16 protein-coding genes and 2 pseudogenes are annotated in these 16,663 nt (G+C 45.6%); 16 read left to right on the top strand and 2 right to left on the bottom strand.

The genetic code is table 11. From position 1 onward, the window contains the following. Positions 1-7: 7 nt before the first annotated feature. Complete coding sequence (locus XDD1_RS05965) at positions 8-991, top strand: IS30 family transposase (RefSeq protein WP_045968417.1); 984 nt, start codon at positions 8-10, stop codon at positions 989-991. A 117-nt stretch (positions 992-1,108) separates the two neighbouring features. Next, complete coding sequence (speD, locus tag XDD1_RS05960) at positions 1,109-1,495, top strand: adenosylmethionine decarboxylase (protein WP_045969550.1); 387 nt, start codon at positions 1,109-1,111, stop codon at positions 1,493-1,495. A gap of 296 nt (positions 1,496-1,791) precedes the next feature. On the opposite strand, the gene XDD1_RS19610 is transcribed toward speD, so the two are convergent. Both XDD1_RS19610 and XDD1_RS19150 read right to left on the bottom strand, forming a co-directional pair. Beyond that, on the bottom strand, positions 1,792-2,061 hold the full coding sequence (locus XDD1_RS19610) for a hypothetical protein (protein WP_148886161.1): 270 nt from the start codon (positions 2,059-2,061) through the stop codon (positions 1,792-1,794). Next, positions 2,054-2,874: pseudogene (locus XDD1_RS19150) on the bottom strand (ISKra4 family transposase); the annotation flags it as partial. The gene XDD1_RS19610 and the pseudogene XDD1_RS19150, both read right to left, overlap by 8 nt. On the opposite strand from XDD1_RS19150, the gene XDD1_RS19605 reads away from it, so the two are divergent. The 14 genes and pseudogenes from XDD1_RS19605 (at position 2,831) to rlpA (ending at position 16,600) form a co-directional block, all read left to right on the top strand. Next, positions 2,831-3,016: a hypothetical protein gene (locus XDD1_RS19605; RefSeq protein WP_167541611.1), complete on the top strand. Its 186-nt coding sequence runs from the start codon at positions 2,831-2,833 to the stop codon at positions 3,014-3,016. The pseudogene XDD1_RS19150 and the gene XDD1_RS19605 sit on opposite strands and share 44 nt — an antisense overlap. Before the next feature lie 420 nt (positions 3,017-3,436). Then, a complete protein-coding gene (locus XDD1_RS05945; RefSeq protein WP_148886162.1) occupies positions 3,437-4,324 on the top strand; it encodes an amino acid ABC transporter substrate-binding protein in 888 nt (295 codons plus the stop codon). 122 nt (positions 4,325-4,446) lie between these two features. Then, a complete protein-coding gene (locus XDD1_RS05940; RefSeq protein ID WP_045969544.1) occupies positions 4,447-5,187 on the top strand; it encodes an amino acid ABC transporter permease in 741 nt (246 codons plus the stop codon). A 4-nt stretch (positions 5,188-5,191) separates the two neighbouring features. Then, complete coding sequence (gltK, locus tag XDD1_RS05935; protein WP_045969542.1) at positions 5,192-5,866, top strand: glutamate/aspartate ABC transporter permease GltK; 675 nt, start codon at positions 5,192-5,194, stop codon at positions 5,864-5,866. Beyond that, positions 5,866-6,591 carry an amino acid ABC transporter ATP-binding protein gene (locus tag XDD1_RS05930; RefSeq protein WP_045969540.1) on the top strand — a complete coding sequence of 242 codons (726 nt, stop codon included), beginning with the start codon at positions 5,866-5,868 and terminating at the stop codon, positions 6,589-6,591. Before gltK ends, XDD1_RS05930 begins: the two co-directional genes overlap by 1 nt. Positions 6,592-6,789: 198 nt before the next feature. Further along, positions 6,790-9,372 carry a leucine--tRNA ligase gene (gene leuS, locus XDD1_RS05925; protein ID WP_045969538.1) on the top strand — a complete coding sequence of 861 codons (2,583 nt, stop codon included), beginning with the start codon at positions 6,790-6,792 and terminating at the stop codon, positions 9,370-9,372. Between the two features lie 32 nt (positions 9,373-9,404). Further along, entirely contained in the window at positions 9,405-9,989 is a 585-nt protein-coding gene (lptE, locus tag XDD1_RS05920) for an LPS assembly lipoprotein LptE (protein WP_045969536.1), read from the top strand. Further along, positions 9,986-11,017: a DNA polymerase III subunit delta gene (gene holA / locus XDD1_RS05915; protein ID WP_045969534.1), complete on the top strand. Its 1,032-nt coding sequence runs from the start codon at positions 9,986-9,988 to the stop codon at positions 11,015-11,017. Before lptE ends, holA begins: the two co-directional genes overlap by 4 nt. Next, positions 11,010-11,717 carry a nicotinate-nucleotide adenylyltransferase gene (gene nadD, locus XDD1_RS05910; RefSeq protein WP_045969532.1) on the top strand — a complete coding sequence of 236 codons (708 nt, stop codon included), beginning with the start codon at positions 11,010-11,012 and terminating at the stop codon, positions 11,715-11,717. The genes holA and nadD overlap by 8 nt, the downstream gene beginning before the upstream one ends. A 95-nt stretch (positions 11,718-11,812) precedes the next feature. Continuing rightward, positions 11,813-12,139, top strand: a complete 327-nt coding sequence (gene rsfS / locus XDD1_RS05905) for a ribosome silencing factor (protein ID WP_084720958.1) — start codon at positions 11,813-11,815, stop codon at positions 12,137-12,139. A 2-nt stretch (positions 12,140-12,141) separates the two neighbouring features. After that, a complete protein-coding gene (gene rlmH / locus XDD1_RS05900; RefSeq protein ID WP_045969528.1) occupies positions 12,142-12,612 on the top strand; it encodes a 23S rRNA (pseudouridine(1915)-N(3))-methyltransferase RlmH in 471 nt (156 codons plus the stop codon). Between the two features lie 36 nt (positions 12,613-12,648). Beyond that, positions 12,649-14,508 carry a peptidoglycan DD-transpeptidase MrdA gene (gene mrdA, locus XDD1_RS05895; RefSeq protein WP_045969526.1) on the top strand — a complete coding sequence of 620 codons (1,860 nt, stop codon included), beginning with the start codon at positions 12,649-12,651 and terminating at the stop codon, positions 14,506-14,508. Positions 14,509-14,516: 8 nt separating this feature from the next. After that, entirely contained in the window at positions 14,517-15,629 is a 1,113-nt protein-coding gene (gene mrdB / locus XDD1_RS05890; protein ID WP_045969524.1) for a peptidoglycan glycosyltransferase MrdB, read from the top strand. A gap of 12 nt (positions 15,630-15,641) precedes the next feature. Beyond that, positions 15,642-16,600 (top strand): annotated as a pseudogene (rlpA, locus tag XDD1_RS05885) (endolytic peptidoglycan transglycosylase RlpA). Positions 16,601-16,663 lie beyond the last annotated feature (63 nt).

Raw genomic sequence — 16,663 nt, 5'->3', positions numbered from 1 at the left:
ATGCACTATGGCCTATACGCAACTGACCGAAACAGAAAGATACCAGATTTTCGGCTTAAAAGAAGCCGGTTTTACACAACGTTTTATTGCAACGTCGCTTAATCGGGCCCCATCAACAATTAGCCGGGAATTGAGACGAAACCGGGAAGCCGAGAAATATGAACCTGAACAAGCTCAGCGTAAAGCATTAGAACGCCGTCATTCTAAGGTAAAAGCCGTAAAAATCACGCCAGAGATAACAAAGTGGATAAAACAGTTAATTTGGCAAGATTTAAGTCCGGAACAAGTTGTGGGTTATCTCAAGCGGGAAGCGAAAATCTCTTTACATCATGAAACAATTTATCGATTGATTTATAAAGATAAAATAAATGGCGGTGATTTATGGCAACATCTTAGGATAGCGAAAAAACCGTATCGTAAACGCTATGGAAGCCATGAGCACAGAGGAAAAATTAAAAACAGAGTCAGTATTGATAAGCGCCCAAAAATTGTTGATAAAAAGCAGCGTATTGGGGATTGGGAAGGGGATACTATCGTTGGCAAAGATCGTAAAAGTGCCTTATTGACTTTAGTTGAACGAAAATCGTTATTTACGATCATCATTAAACTTGAAGATAAAACAGCAGAAGGTGTTGCCAAAGCGGCGACAAGACATTTATCGATGATAAAACATAAAGTTAAAACAATTACCTTTGATAACGGACTCGAATTTGCCGAACACGAACGGATCGGTAAAAATTTAGAGACAAAAATTTATTTTGCTCATCCGTATTCCCCTTGGGAAAGAGGGATAAATGAGAACATAAATGGATTAATCAGAGATTACTTCCCAAAAGGAACCGATTTTAATAAGGTATCAGAGCGGGAGGTTAACCTTGTGGCAAACCGACTAAATAATCGACCACGTAAGACACGAGATTATAAAACACCGAATGAGTTATTTACAGGAACCCCAACTCATTTACTTCGTTCATTACGGTGTTGCGCTTAATATGCGAATCCAAGACATAGATTTATTACAATAATTTGGCTTAGGCTAATAGGATTGATAAAGATAGTATGTAACCCAATGGCTAACAGAGTATGTAATTTCACTAAGGAAATATAAATGATTTCATTTAATAAAATGGATGTCTCTGGTTATTCTTTTAATGGAAAACACGTATTAGCGGAGTTTTATGGTGTTAACTTTATTCTCCTCAACGACCAGAATATTCTTACTAGGATCATGCGATCAGCTATACAAACAACGGGAGCTACAATTATAAATGAAACATCACATAAATTTAACCCAGAGGGGGTGACAGTATTGTTTTTGCTAGCCGAATCACATGCATCAATTCACACTTACCCCAGTCATTCCGCAGCATTTATTGATATTTTTACTTGTGGTAATTGTAATCCTAATTTAGCAATCAGTGAAATTAAAAAAGCACTGAATCCAACAAAAATTCAATCAAAAAATGTAGTCAGAGGAACTAGCACACATATTTAATAATCTATTGGGGAAAAAGCAAACCGTGTCTTAGACTTGGAAAAGATAATTATCATAAAAATATTCTTATAAATAGCATTTATGGGTTATTCAGGAAAGAATAATTGGTGAGGTGTCCTATATGTAATCAATCGATGCAAAGGGTGTTATCAAGGAGACAATTCACTAGTTGTACAATGATAGGAAACCCGACAAGGACACCAATTTAGAAACAGAAACCTTAGCGTGATTAACGCCCATCAGGGCATAGTTTTCAGTTTATTTGGCCTAAATCTACCTACCGTAATGGAGATATCCTAATGATTACTACTGTCTGGCAGTGTGATAAGTGCCGGAAAATCTTGAACATTGGGACTACACAATATAATTTCTCTTCTGTCTTTATTCCCAAGAATCAGGATGTCAATATAAATTCCAGTATCACCATTTGCCAGCAATGCTTTTTCAAAGCTTTTCATTCTTATGCAAGGGTAAAGTCTTCCACTCCTGCCGACATGGCGAATAATAGCTTTCCCAACGTGATTTTCAGAAGAAAAAGATAAGAAAACATAAAAATACTCATGCAACAACAGCCTCTGCCAAATAGCGATCCGTATCTTCGTTTAATTTGATCCTCAGATACCAATGCTCAAATCGAGTTTTTAAATCATTATCGAGTACCGCTGTTCGTGTCTGGAGTAAATAATGTACCCCCTGTTGACTCTATTGCATTTGCTGTTTCTTCACCATGCGCTTAGCAATAACTTCATTGATTGTCGATTCAACAAATGAAGAGGAAATCGGTTTTCTCCATACCAGTACATTTCATCTATATGTTTTAACAATGGTTTATGATTTTCATAATGCAATGTATCGTTATCACATATCAGGACACAATCATCCAGATATTCCAATGCATTATCGATATTTCCATGCCAGATAGACCATTTTATGCTGTTTAAATAGTCGGATAATTCCATACCAAGTTCAGGCGCGTTTTTTGATATCCCTTTGGCATATTGTTTTAATACGGTCAGCCGCTTGTAATATGAAACCAGTCGAGGACGTGCAGGGATTCAGGGTATAGGTTCAATTGCAGTTCCCTAAGATTATCGGCTCCATCAGATAAGAAGGTAATTTGTTGATTGGCCTGCATCCCCTGTGAAGATAACTGCGCATGAAGTTTTCTTCTGGGGTGAGTTTCCAGACACTGCACAAACCCGAAATGTTTAGCATTTAACAGGGACATCAGCTGAGAAAGATTTTCCGGCGGTAACTTCGAAATGCTGTTTTTTATCGTCCTGATTTCTGACATAGCCCCCATCAATACTCACTCTGCCATCAGTTTTCCCGGTTTTGGCAGCTTTTTCCCATTCTCCGGGAGAGCCGGCGAGAAAATCATTTACCCGACAGGTATTGGAAGCCAAAGTCACACCCGCGACAGGATTAACCCCCTATTTTCGTTTTGGAAACTGGCCGATATGGGGAGCAAGTGCGCTATTTTTCATCGTTGCTTTGATGAAAAACCGCCGCAAAAATTAATTTCCTCTCATTTTTAATGAAACGTTAACAAAAGTCAGGGCATATTACTTATGCCCTGGTTTTAGTTAATCATCGCTCTCATCACTAAGATAACTGAAATTCATCACATATCTCACCACAAATACCCCACACAAACAGAAGATTGCTTCAAATAACGCAAAGTGTGAACAACATTCAATATTATTCGCTTTTTAACCACACATAAATGAAATTGTTTATTTATAGTGCGATGTGAGTCGCGAAACAGAAACATTATGGTTTCAAAAAAGTAACATTATGAATTATTTTTTTACGGCACATAAACAAAACAACTCAGAAAATCGTTTCTATAGACAGCCTTATTTATTCATGTAGAAACACAATTGTCTGTAAAAAAACCAACTTCACAAAAATAACCACATAAAGATAAAGGAGCTGTATATGCGTAAGTTGATGTTAACCATGATGTTACTCAGTGCGGTGGGCGCTGCCCATGCACAGGAATTGACGGGGACACTGAAAAAAATTAAAGAGAATGGCGTGATTGTTGTCGGGCACAGAGAATCTTCTGTTCCATTCTCCTACTACGACAATCAGCAAAATGTCGTGGGTTATTCCCAGGATTATTCCAACCTGATCGTTGAGGCCGTTAAGAAAAAACTGGACATGCCTAATCTGCAAGTCAAACTGATCCCGATTACCTCCCAGAACCGTATTCCCCTGCTGCAAAATGGCACTTTCGATTTTGAATGTGGTTCTACCACCAACAACCTTGAACGACAGAAACAAGCCGCGTTCTCCAATACCATCTTTGCCGTCGGTACTCGCCTGCTGACCAAAAAAGATTCAGGCGTCAAGGGGTTTGATGATCTGGCAGGAAAAAACGTCGTTGTGACTTCCGGCACAACCTCTGAAATCTTGTTGAATAAGCTCAATGATGAGAAGCAAATGAAAATGCGTATTATCAGTGCCAAAGATCATGGTGATTCATTCCGCACGCTGGAATCAGGCCGGGCTGTCGCCTTTATGATGGATGATGCCTTACTTGCCGGTGAACGCGCGAAAGCGAAAAAACCTGATCAATGGACCATCGTTGGCAAACCACAATCGGAAGAAGCCTACGGCTGTATGTTGCGCAAAAATGATCCTCAATTCAAGACATTGATTGATGACGTGATTGTCAAAGTGCAAACCTCCGGCGAAGCAGAAAAAATGTTTGATCACTGGTTCAAGGAACCTATTCCACCTAAAAACCTGAACTTAAACTTCTCCATGTCAGATGAAATGAGAGCACTGTTTAAAGCTCCAAACGATAAGGCATTGAATTAATTTAAGAACTAAAAATTCTGATTTTATTGGCAAGGCGGGTATGAGGTAGTCGTTCCCTACCTCATTTTTTTCATATTTAAATTCGATGAATGACAGCTAACCCCATATCAGGGAGTTCGATTATGTCCGTTAATTGGAATTGGGATATCTTTTTACAAGCTGCCCCTTTTGGTAATACCACCTATCTGGGGTGGCTTATTTCTGGTTTTCAAGTCACGGTTGCACTTTCCATCTGCGCTTGGATCATTGCACTCGTTGTCGGTTCATTGTTTGGTATCCTCCGTACCGTCCCGAATAAATTCTTGTCCGGGCTTGGGACCTGTTATGTTGAGTTATTTCGCAACGTGCCTCTCATTGTCCAATTTTTTACCTGGTATCTGGTGGTTCCCGAATTCCTGCCCAAAAACCTAAGCGATTGGTTCAAAATGGATCTGGACCCCAATATCCAATTTTTTATTTCCTCTGTCATTTGCTTAGGATTATTTACCGCTGCCCGTGTATGTGAACAAGTTCGCGCAGCAATTCAGTCACTGCCAAGAGGGCAAAAATCCGCCGGGCTGGCAATGGGCTTAACCCTGCCACAAACCTACCGTTACGTTCTGCTGCCCAATGCTTACCGCGTGATCATTCCCCCGATGACCTCGGAAATGCTCAATTTGGTCAAGAACTCTGCCATTGCCTCCACCATCGGGCTGGTTGACATGGCGGCTCAGGCCAATAAATTGCTGGATTATTCCGCACATGCCTATGAATCATTCACCGCAATCACGTTGGCTTATGTCGGCATCAATCTCGTGATTATGCTTGCCATGAGCATACTGGAGAAAAAAGTTCGTTTACCGGGCAATATGGGAGGGCGATAAAGAAATGTATCAGTTTGACTGGAGTTCGATTATACCGAGTCTACCTTTTCTTCTGAACGGGTTGATGATAACAGCAAAAATTACCGTGATAGCCATTATCATCGGCATTATCTGGGGAACCCTGCTGGCGGTGATGCGCCTCTCATCCATCAAGGCAGTGAGCTGGTTTGCCGCCCTGTATGTTAACTTGTTCCGCTCAGTGCCTCTGGTGATGGTATTACTGTGGTTTTACCTGATTGTGCCTAACTTATTACAAAATATTCTAGGCATATCACCAAAAACTGATATCCGTTTAATTTCTGCAATGGTAGCGTTCTCGCTCTTTGAAGCCGCTTACTATGCCGAAATCATTCGGGCAGGTATCCAGAGCATTTCTCGCGGGCAATCCTCTGCTGCGCTGGCGCTGGGTATGACCCCTATGCAAAGCATGCGGCTGGTGATACTGCCACAGGCATTTCGGGCCATGATCCCCTTGCTGCTGACACAAGGCATTGTATTATTCCAAGATACGTCTCTGGTCTATGTACTCAGTCTGGCGGATTTTTTCCGTACCGCGACGAATATTGGTGAGCGTGACGGCACTCAGGTTGAAATGGTGCTGTTTGCTGGCTTTGTTTATTTTGTGATTAGTTTTTCTGCTTCTATGCTGGTTAACTATTTGAAGAAAAGGACTGTTTGATGATTTCCCTGAAAAATGTATCCAAGTGGTATGGCCAATTTCAGGTTCTGACTGACTGCTCGACGGAAGTCAAAAAAGGCGAGGTCGTTGTGGTCTGCGGGCCTTCGGGTTCCGGTAAATCCACACTGATAAAAACGGTCAATGGCCTTGAACCTGTCCAGCAAGGTGAAATTCGCGTAAACGACACCAAAGTCAATGACAAGAATACCAATCTGGCCCAATTGCGTTCCAAAGTCGGGATGGTGTTTCAGCACTTTGAACTTTTCCCTCACCTATCCATCATTGAGAATCTGACTCTGGCTCAGGTCAAGGTGTTGAAGCGTGATAAGAAAGCAGCGACTGAAAAGGGATTAAAACTGCTGGAGCGAGTTGGGTTAGCCAGCCATGCGGATAAATTCCCGGCACAACTCTCCGGCGGTCAGCAACAACGTGTTGCCATTGCCCGTGCACTCTGCATGGACCCGATTGCGATGCTGTTTGATGAGCCGACGTCTGCACTTGATCCTGAAATGATTAATGAAGTGCTGGATGTGATGGTGGAATTGGCGAACGAAGGCATGACCATGATGGTGGTCACCCACGAGATGGGATTTGCCAGGAAGGTGGCGCACCGCGTTATTTTCATGGATGAAGGCAAAATTGTCGAAGACAGTCAGAAAGACGATTTCTTTGCCAACCCAAAATCAGAGCGCGCCCGCGATTTTCTGGCGAAAATTCTGCACTGATGGTTCTTCGTCGGCGGATGGAAAAACGACCGCCGACCTTAAATTTTCCCTAAAAATAAGTCATTTTCCGCATTCCGCCTTTAACAAGAGTTGTTGCCCCTATCCCTTATCAGCTATGCTATGGAACCTTAGATTTCATAAACCAACCAAACGCGCTAATGGCGTGGCTTTATTACTCACCATAGGATTATCGGTGCCATGCAAGAACAATATCGTCCAGAAGACATAGAACAACAAGTCCAGCTTCATTGGCAAGAGAAGCAAACGTTCAAAGTGACAGAAGACAACAGCAAAGAAAAATACTACTGCTTGTCTATGCTACCTTATCCTTCTGGCCGACTACATATGGGCCATGTCCGTAATTACACCATTGGTGATGTGATTTCCCGTTACCAGCGCATGCTGGGCAAAAACGTACTGCAACCTATCGGTTGGGATGCATTTGGTCTGCCGGCAGAAGGCGCGGCGGTCAAGAATAATACCGCGCCAGCCCCGTGGACTTATTCCAACATTGAGTACATGAAAAACCAGTTAAAAATGCTGGGTTTTGGCTATGACTGGGATCGTGAAGTGACGACCTGTACGCCGGAATACTATCGCTGGGAACAGTGGTTCTTCACTCAATTGTACGAAAAGGGCCTGGTATACAAAAAAACGTCCGCCGTTAACTGGTGCCCACATGACCTGACGGTTCTCGCCAATGAGCAGGTTATTGATGGCTGCTGCTGGCGTTGTGATTCTCAGGTTGAGCGTAAAGAGATCCCACAATGGTTTATCAAGATCACCGATTACGCAGAAGAGTTGCTTAATGATCTGGATAAACTGGAAGATTGGCCTGAACAGGTCAAAACCATGCAGCGCAACTGGATTGGCCGTTCTGAAGGTGTCGAAATCACCTTCAATGTGGCCGACAGCCAAGAAAAACTGACCGTTTATACCACTCGCCCGGATACTTTCATGGGCGCCACCTATGTCGCCGTCGCGGCGGGTCATCCTCTGGCCAAACACGCGGCGGAAAATAACCCTGAACTGGCAGCATTCATTAACGAATGCCGTAATACCAAAGTTGCCGAAGCGGATATGGCAACCATGGAGAAGAAAGGTGTACCAACAGGCCTGTTCGCCATCCACCCATTGACCAACGAAAAGATCGCTATCTGGGCTGCCAACTTTGTCCTGATGGAGTACGGCACAGGCGCAGTGATGGCGGTTCCGGCACACGATCAGCGCGATTGGGAATTTGCCACCAAGTACAACCTGCCAATGAAAGCCGTTATCCTTGACAACGAGGGTAATGTACCAAACCTTCAGGACGCGGCGGCTACAGATAAAAATGCACTGGTCAATTCCGGTGAATTCAGCGGCCTGAACCATGAAGCAGGCTTCAATGCTATCGCTGACAAACTGGTTGCCATGGGTGTCGGCCAACGTAAAGTGAATTACCGCCTGCGTGACTGGGGTGTTTCCCGCCAACGTTATTGGGGCGCCCCAATTCCCATGGCAACACGGGAAGATGGCACGGTGGTTCCTGTTCCAGCCGATCAATTACCGGTCATTTTGCCGGAAGATGTTGTGATGGATGGGATCACCAGCCCAATCAAGGCTGATCCTGAATGGGCAAAAACTACCATCAACGGCCAACCGGCGCTGCTTGAAACCGATACCTTTGATACTTTCATGGAATCCTCATGGTATTACGCGCGCTATACCTGCCCAGATTATGATAAAGGTATGCTGGACCCGGCGGCGGCTAACTATTGGTTGCCCGTGGATCAATACATTGGTGGTATTGAACACGCCATCATGCACCTGATGTATTTCCGTTTCTTCCATAAATTGATGCGCGATACTGGTCTGGTCAACTCGGATGAACCCGCTAAGCGCCTGCTGTGCCAAGGCATGGTTCTGGCTGAAGCCTTCTACTACACAGGTAACAGCGGCGAGAAAGTCTGGGTATCTCCGGCTGATGCCATTGTTGAGCGTGATGAGAAAGGCCGCTTTGTGAAAGCAACGGATAAAGATGGCCATGAACTGGTTTATACCGGCATGAGCAAGATGTCGAAATCCAAGAACAACGGCATCGATCCCCAAACGATGGTCGATAAATACGGCGCGGATACCGTCCGTCTGTTCATGATGTTCGCGGCACCACCAGAGCTAACGCTGGAATGGCAAGAATCTGGCGTGGAAGGGGCTAACCGCTTCCTGAAACGTGTTTGGCGTCTGGTTTACGAACACAGCAACAAAGGGGCAACTCAGCCACTGGATGTTAATAACCTGACGACAGAACAGAAAGATCTGCGCCGTGACTTGCACAAAACCATCGCGAAAGTCACTGATGATATTGGTCGCCGTCAAGCGTTCAATACCGCCGTTGCCGCCATCATGGAGCTGATGAATAAACTGACGCGTGCGCCACAGGAAACAGAGCAAGATCGCGCTCTGATGCAGGAAGCACTCATTGCGGTTGTCCGTATGCTTTCACCTATCACGCCACACGCTTGCTTTGTGATGTGGAGAGCGCTTGGCAATGAGGGCGATATTGACACGGCGGCATGGCCACAAGCTGATGAGCAGGCCATGGTAGACGATACTAAGCTGGTCATTATTCAAATTAATGGTAAGGTGCGTGGTCGCATTACTGTACCCGCAGATGCAGCAAAAGAGCACGTCCAAGAGATGGCGACACAAGAACACAGTGTGAAGAAATATCTTGAAGACGTCAGTATCCGCAAAGTCATCTATGTTCCAGGTAAATTACTGAATCTGGTTGTAGGTTGATAATTGTAGGCTGATAACAGGAGATTCTATTTGTGGTAAAACGTGTGGTAAGAAATGGTGTAGGTAATCATCTACGGCATCATATTTTCACGTTGTTGCTCGGGTTGGCGGTGCTGGTCACCGCTGGCTGTGGTTTTCATCTTCGGGGCACAACACAAGTACCAAAAGAGCTTCAAACATTGCAATTAAGTTCTGGTGACCCTTACGGGCCTCTGGCACGAGCAGTGCGTCAGCAACTTCGTCTTAATGATGTCAAAATTATTGAAAATGGCGATGCTTCACTACCTATCCTGAAACTGGTTGGCTCTAATGAAAATAAAGAGACAGTTTCTGTCTTTCAGGATGGCAAATCGGCAGAACGTCTGTTGGTACTGAGTGTTGATGCTCAGGTTCTGATGCCGGATGGCAGCATCTATCCATTGCGGGCAAAGGTTGATCGTTCTTTCTTCGATAACCCGTTGGAAGCGCTGGCAAAAGATGCAGAAAATGAACTGGTTCAACAGGAAATGCGCGAACAGGCTGCCCGTCAGCTAATGCGCCAATTATTGACCGTTCATAGTGCTGAGCTGCTGAAAGCCGAAGAAAAACAGAAAGCGGTGGCTACACAGAAACCATGATCCGACTTTATCCTGAACAACTTTTCTCGCAGCTCAATGAAGGGCTGCGAGGCAGCTACCTGTTGTGGGGCAACGAACCCTTACTCTTGCAGGAAAGTCAGGACAACATCCGCAAAGTGGCTGAACAGCATGGATTTATGGAGCATTTCACCTTCGCATTGGATAACCATACCGATTGGGATGAAATTTTCAGTCTCTGTCAGTCACTTAGCCTGTTTGCCAACCGTCAGTCCCTTAACCTGCTGCTGCCGGAAAATGGTCCTAATGCCGCAATGGCAGAACGGCTGACCAAACTGTCGGGGCTGCTGCATGCTGATATCTTGCTGATATTGCGTGGACACAAGCTCACCAAGGCGCAAGAAAACAGCCCGTGGTTCAAGGCGATTGGGCAAAATGGCGTATACGTCAGTTGCCTGACACCTGAGCAGAATCGCCTGCCACAATGGGTGGCACAACGCGCCAAAAACAAGGGGCTCTTACTGGAAAATGAAGCCAATCAGCTACTGTGCTATTGCTATGAAGGAAACTTATTGGCACTGGCTCAGGCTCTGGAACGTCTTTCCCTGCTCTATCCTGATAATCGATTGACACTTCCTCGTGTAGAAGAAGCCGTCAGTGATGCGGCTCACTTTTCCCCCTATCATTGGGTTGATGCTTTGCTGGCCGGAAAAATAAAACGGGCATGGCATATATTGAAACAACTTCGGCAAGAAGATACTGAGGCGGTTATTTTGCTGCGTACTGTACAGCGGGAGCTCATGCTACTTCTGGTACTTAAACGTCAATATACCACTACTCCGTTGAAGGCTTTGTTTGATCAACACAAGGTTTGGCAAAATCGCCGGGCATTGCTGTCAACCGCATTACAGCGTCTGTCACAACGAGAACTGCAATCTGCCATCCATTTGTTGACCCAGATGGAACTGCGTGTCAAACAGGATTATAGCCAATCCATTTGGGCTGACCTGGAAACGCTTTCTATGTTGTTATGCGGAAAACCATTACCAGAGAACTTCCTGAATGCCTGACTCTATTGATTCCATCAAGACCGACGCTCAAAATATTAACTCAGCAAATACGGCCTCTCCGGTAATTCAGGCGCTATTCGGGGGTACGTTCGATCCCATCCATTATGGTCATTTGCGGCCTGTGGAAGCCTTGGCTCAATTAGTGGGACTCAAACAGGTTATCTTATTACCTAATCACGTTCCCCCACACCGCCCTCAACCAGAAGCAACGGCCCAACAACGGCTGGAAATGGTTCGTCTGGCCGTGCGGGATAACCCGCTGTTTACGGTGGACACCCGTGAGCTGGAACGACAATCGCCCTCTTACACCATAGAAACGCTGAAATCCTTTCGTCAGGAAATCGGTGAACAACACCCACTGGCATTCATTATTGGGCAAGACTCATTACAAACTCTCCATACCTGGTATAAGTGGGAAGAACTGCTCGATATTTGTCATCTGTTGGTCTGCTCCCGCCCCGGTTATCAAAGCCAACTTTCGGCTCCGGGCATGCAATCATGGCTTGAAAAGCACCAAATAAGTTCTCCACTCCCATTAAGCCAAAAACCACACGGTTATATTTACCCGGCCACCACTCCGTTATTAAACATTTCAGCAACGGATATTCGCCAACGTCATCAGCAAGGGATAAGCTGTGATGATTTGCTTCCTCCATCGATACAAAATTATATCGATGCACAGGGGCTATATAAGAAATAACAAGACTATGCGGTGACTTGCAGCTAACTCGCTTACTTTTATAGAGATTGGCATGCTATTATTCTGCGTTACTTAACCAATTTGATGAAATAAAGGTGATCCTTTTGCAAGGCACAGAACTACAACAATTTGTTATTGATAAGCTTGAAGATTCCAAAGCACAAGATATTGTTTCTATAGATGTTCGCGGAAAATCCAGCATTACTGACTGTATGATCATCTGCACCGGAACATCAAACCGCCACCTGATGTCTGTGGCTGATAATCTGGTGGATGACTGCCGCGAAGCTGGCATCATGCCGTTAGGTGTTGAAGGACAAGGCATTTCAGACTGGATAGTCGTCGATCTTGGCGAAATCATGGTCCATGTGATGCAGGAAGACAGCCGCCGTATGTACGAATTGGAAAAACTCTGGAGCTGAGTTTGAAGTTACAACTGGTCGCTGTAGGAACAAAAATGCCGGACTGGGTACAGACCGGCTTCATGGATTATTTGCATCGTTTTCCCAAGGATATGCCTTTTGAGCTGATTGAAATCCCCGCGGGAAAACGGGGCAAAAATGCGGATATCAAGCGCATTCTGGAAAAAGAAGGCGAACAGATGCTGGCCGCTGTTGGTAAAGGCAACCGTATTGTGACACTGGATATTCCAGGCGCTCGCTGGGATACCCCACAATTAGCACAGCAGCTTGAACGCTGGAAGCTGGATGGCAGAAATGTCAGTCTGTTGATTGGTGGCCCTGAAGGTTTGGCGCCAGCCTGCAAAGCCGCCGCGGAACAAAGCTGGTCACTTTCTCCCTTAACCCTGCCACATCCTCTTGTACGGGTTCTGGTTGCGGAAAGCCTTTATCGAGCGTGGAGCATCACGACTAACCACCCTTATCATCGGGAATAAATTGGGTAATCTAACACCGTGAATTCTGGCAATGGGATGAAGAATCAACGAACCCCTTTTCGCGATCACTCGGCTGAATCGGCCTTATTCATACGCCGCGCACTCGTGGCGTTTGTCGGCGTTATCATTTTAACGGGCATCCTGATTGCCAATCTCTATCATCTCCAGATTACACGCCATGAAGATTACCAAACCCGCTCGAATGGCAATCGGATTAAGCTCGTTCCCATCGCGCCAAGCAGGGGCATTATTTATGACCGTAATGGCACACCGCTGGCAACTAACCGAACCATTTATCAGCTAGAAATCGTGCCACAAAAAGTCGCTGATCTTGATAAGACACTCAATGAGCTGCGCTCTGTCGTTGGGCTTACCGATGAAGATATCGAGACCTTCCAAAAAGAGCGTCAACGTGCACGTCGTTTTACTGCCATTCCCCTGAAAACATCATTGAACTCAGTTCAGGTTGCCCGGTTCTCCGTCAATCAATATCGTTTTACCGGGCTGGAAATCAAGGGCTACCAACGTCGTTATTATCCTTATGGCTCCGCCCTCACCCATGTGATCGGCTATGTTGCCAAAATCAACGATAAGGATGTCGAACGGCTGGAAAAAGAAGGTATTCTGCCAGACTACTCCGCTACCCATGATATCGGGAAACTGGGCATTGAACGTTATTATGAATCCATCTTGCATGGCAAACCCGGTTATGAAGAAGTCGAAGTCAACAATCGGGGGAAAGTGATCCGCCAACTGCATGAACAGCCGCCACAGGCTGGCAAAGATATTTACCTGTCAATCGATTTAGAACTGCAAACCTATATTGAAGAGATACTGACAACCAGCCGTGCTGGTGTCGTGGTTACCGATCCCCGTACCGGGGAAGTGTTAGCGATGGTGTCCAACCCCAGCTACGATCCGAATCTGTTTGTCGATGGCATTTCGAGCAAGGACTACAAATCCCTGCTCAATGACCCCAATCGCCCCTTAATTAACCGGGCCACACAAGGGGCTTACCCACCCGCATCAACGGTAAAACCGTTTATTGCCGTTGCCGCCCTCAGCAGTGATGTGATTACCAAGAACACCACGACCAATAATCCCGGTTGGTGGCAACTGCCAGGCTCAGACAAACGTTACCGTGACTGGAAACGCTGGGGGCATGGCAAGCTGAATGTCCATAAAGCCATTGTCGAATCAGCGGATACTTTTTTCTATCAACTCGCCTATGATATGGGTATCGATAGACTGTCTGAATGGATGACAAAATTTGGCTATGGCGAATTTACGGGCATTGATTTGAAAGAAGAAAATCCCGGCAATATGCCTAACCGTGAATGGAAACTCAAACGCTATAAAAAGCCGTGGTATCAAGGCGATACGATTTCCGTAGGTATCGGCCAGGGATACTGGACGGCAACGCCTATGCAGATGGTTAAGGCCCTGATGATCTTGATTAATGATGGTGAAGTGAAAACACCGCATTTCCTGATGAATACTCGCGTCAATGGCGAAATGCAACCTTACCAGCCCCCAGTCCAAGAGCCTATTGGGGATATTCATTCTGGCTATTGGGAAATCGCCAAAGATGGCATGTATGGTGTTGCCAATGCCCCAAATGGCACAGCCCGCCGATCCTTTGCCGGTACGCCCTATAAAGCGGCTGTTAAATCAGGGACGGCTCAGGTTTTCAGTTATGAAACCTACAATGCCAGCAAACTGGCTGAACATCTGCGTGATCACAAGTTGATGATTGCCTTTGCACCCTATGACAATCCAACGGTTGCCGTTTCCATCATCCTTGAAAATGGGGGATCTGGACCGCCTGTCGGCACGATCGTTCGTCAAATTCTGGATCATATTTTACTTAGGTCTACCAAAAAAGATGCTAATTGAGTAATACCATGACAGACTCATCAAACAAGGTTCCTTTCTGGACCCGGCTACATATCGATATTCCATTACTGTTATGCGTAATGGCATTGCTGGCCTACAGTCTTTTCATTATGTGGAGTGCCAGTGGGCAAGACGTTGATATGATGGAGCGTAAAATAGGGCAGGTCATCATGGGGCTTATCGTGATGATCGTCTTCGCTCAGATCCCGCCACGCATATACGAAAATTGGGCACCTTATCTCTATATTGCCTGTGTCATTCTGCTGATCTTTGTTGATGTTTTTGGCCAGATTAGTAAGGGAGCGCAGCGTTGGCTGGATCTGGGTATTGTGCGTTTCCAACCATCAGAAATTGCCAAAATCGCCGTCCCCCTGATGGTCGCTCGCTTTATGAATCGGGATCTCTGCCCACCCACACTGAAAAACACCGGCATTGCACTGGTTTTGACCTTTGTCCCTACCCTATTGGTCGCAGCGCAACCCGATTTAGGCACCTCGATTCTGATTGCCGCTTCCGGGGTCTTTATCCTGTTTTTAGCGGGAATGAATTGGAAGCTCATCGGCGTTGCCGTGTTACTGCTGGCCTGTTTTATTCCCATATTGTGGTTTTTCCTGATGCACGATTACCAGCGTGCCCGCGTGATGATGTTATTGGACCCAGAAAGTGATCCCTTGGGCAAAGGCTATCATATCATTCAGTCCAAAATTGCCATTGGCTCAGGGGGAATATTTGGCAAAGGTTGGCTACAAGGCACCCAATCACAGTTGGAATTCCTGCCGGAACGACATACCGATTTTATTTTCGCGGTTCTGTCTGAAGAGTTGGGGTTGATTGGCGTGCTTATTTTGCTCGGCCTCTACTTGCTGGTGATTGTGCGTGGTTTGTTTATTGCCACCAAAGCACAGAATACCTTTGGCCGGGTGATGGTCGGCGGGTTGATACTGATTTTCTTTGTCTATGTTTTTGTCAATATCGGCATGGTAAGCGGTATCCTGCCGGTCGTCGGTGTTCCCCTGCCGTTGATCAGTTATGGGGGATCAGCATTAATTGTCCTGATGGCGGGGTTCGGCATTATCATGTCGATACATACGCATCGTAAGTTATTGTCCAAAAGTTTATGAGGAAGAAGTTTCATGCGTCAACAGTGGCTTATACTTAGCGTCGTAGCAGTATTGATGTCAGGCTGTACTATCACCGATAACGATCGGACCTCTTCCCTTCCCCCCATTCCAACGCGGGATGTTTTGGGTGCTGAACCCCAATATGAGCCTTATCACCCCAGCGCGAATCAAGACTATCAGCGGGATGGGCAAACCTATCACATCGTGCAAGACCTTGCTCACTTTAGCCAAACCGGTTATGCCAGTAAGTTCGGTGAAGAATCCACTGGAAAACTCACTGCCATTGGTGAACGCGCCAGCCCCTACGCTTTAACGGCAGCACACCCGACACTGCCTATTCCAAGTTATGTTCGTGTCACTAACTTAAGCAACGGACGCATGATGATTGTTAGGGTCAATGATCGAGGCCCTTACAATAAGCCGGGAAAAATCATTGAATTATCTTATGCCGCAGCAGAACGTCTCAATTTGATGCCGCAAAGCAAAGTGAAATTGGAGGGTATTCTCGTTTCACCTGATGGTTCGCTTTCCGGGCTGGGAACAAAAGGATCAACGATTGTTAAGCAGAGCTTTGCATTACCTGAAAGGCCTAATCTTACTTCCCAAATATCAACTCCTCCTGAGATGACAGACAATTCTGCCGGCGAAAATACCGTAAAGCAGCCACCAGCCGAACAAAACTTGACTGAAAGTACAACACGCCAGCCTGTTACACCTCCTGCAACGACATCACCTGCCCCTGAATCAACAAACGGTTACATGGTGCAAGTCGGCGCTGTCAGCGTTGAACAAAAAGCCAAAGATGGCAACAATCATTGAGCCAGCGCTTTAATGTACAAGGGCGCATTACCCAATTTGGTAACGTCTATCGTGTTCAATTGGGGCCGTTCAATAACCGTCAGCAAGCGCAGGAACTACAGAAAAAATTAACCGATCAGATGCAGCAATCCTCTTTTATTGTTGCTCCTTGATTGATGAAACTTAATCGCGATAATAAAATGTCAGCTTTTTTTTCATTTGTTATTATATCGCCT

Source organism: Xenorhabdus doucetiae (assembly GCF_000968195.1).
Taxonomy (GTDB): domain Bacteria; phylum Pseudomonadota; class Gammaproteobacteria; order Enterobacterales; family Enterobacteriaceae; genus Xenorhabdus; species Xenorhabdus doucetiae.
This window is presented reverse-complemented; position numbering and strand designations above follow the sequence as displayed.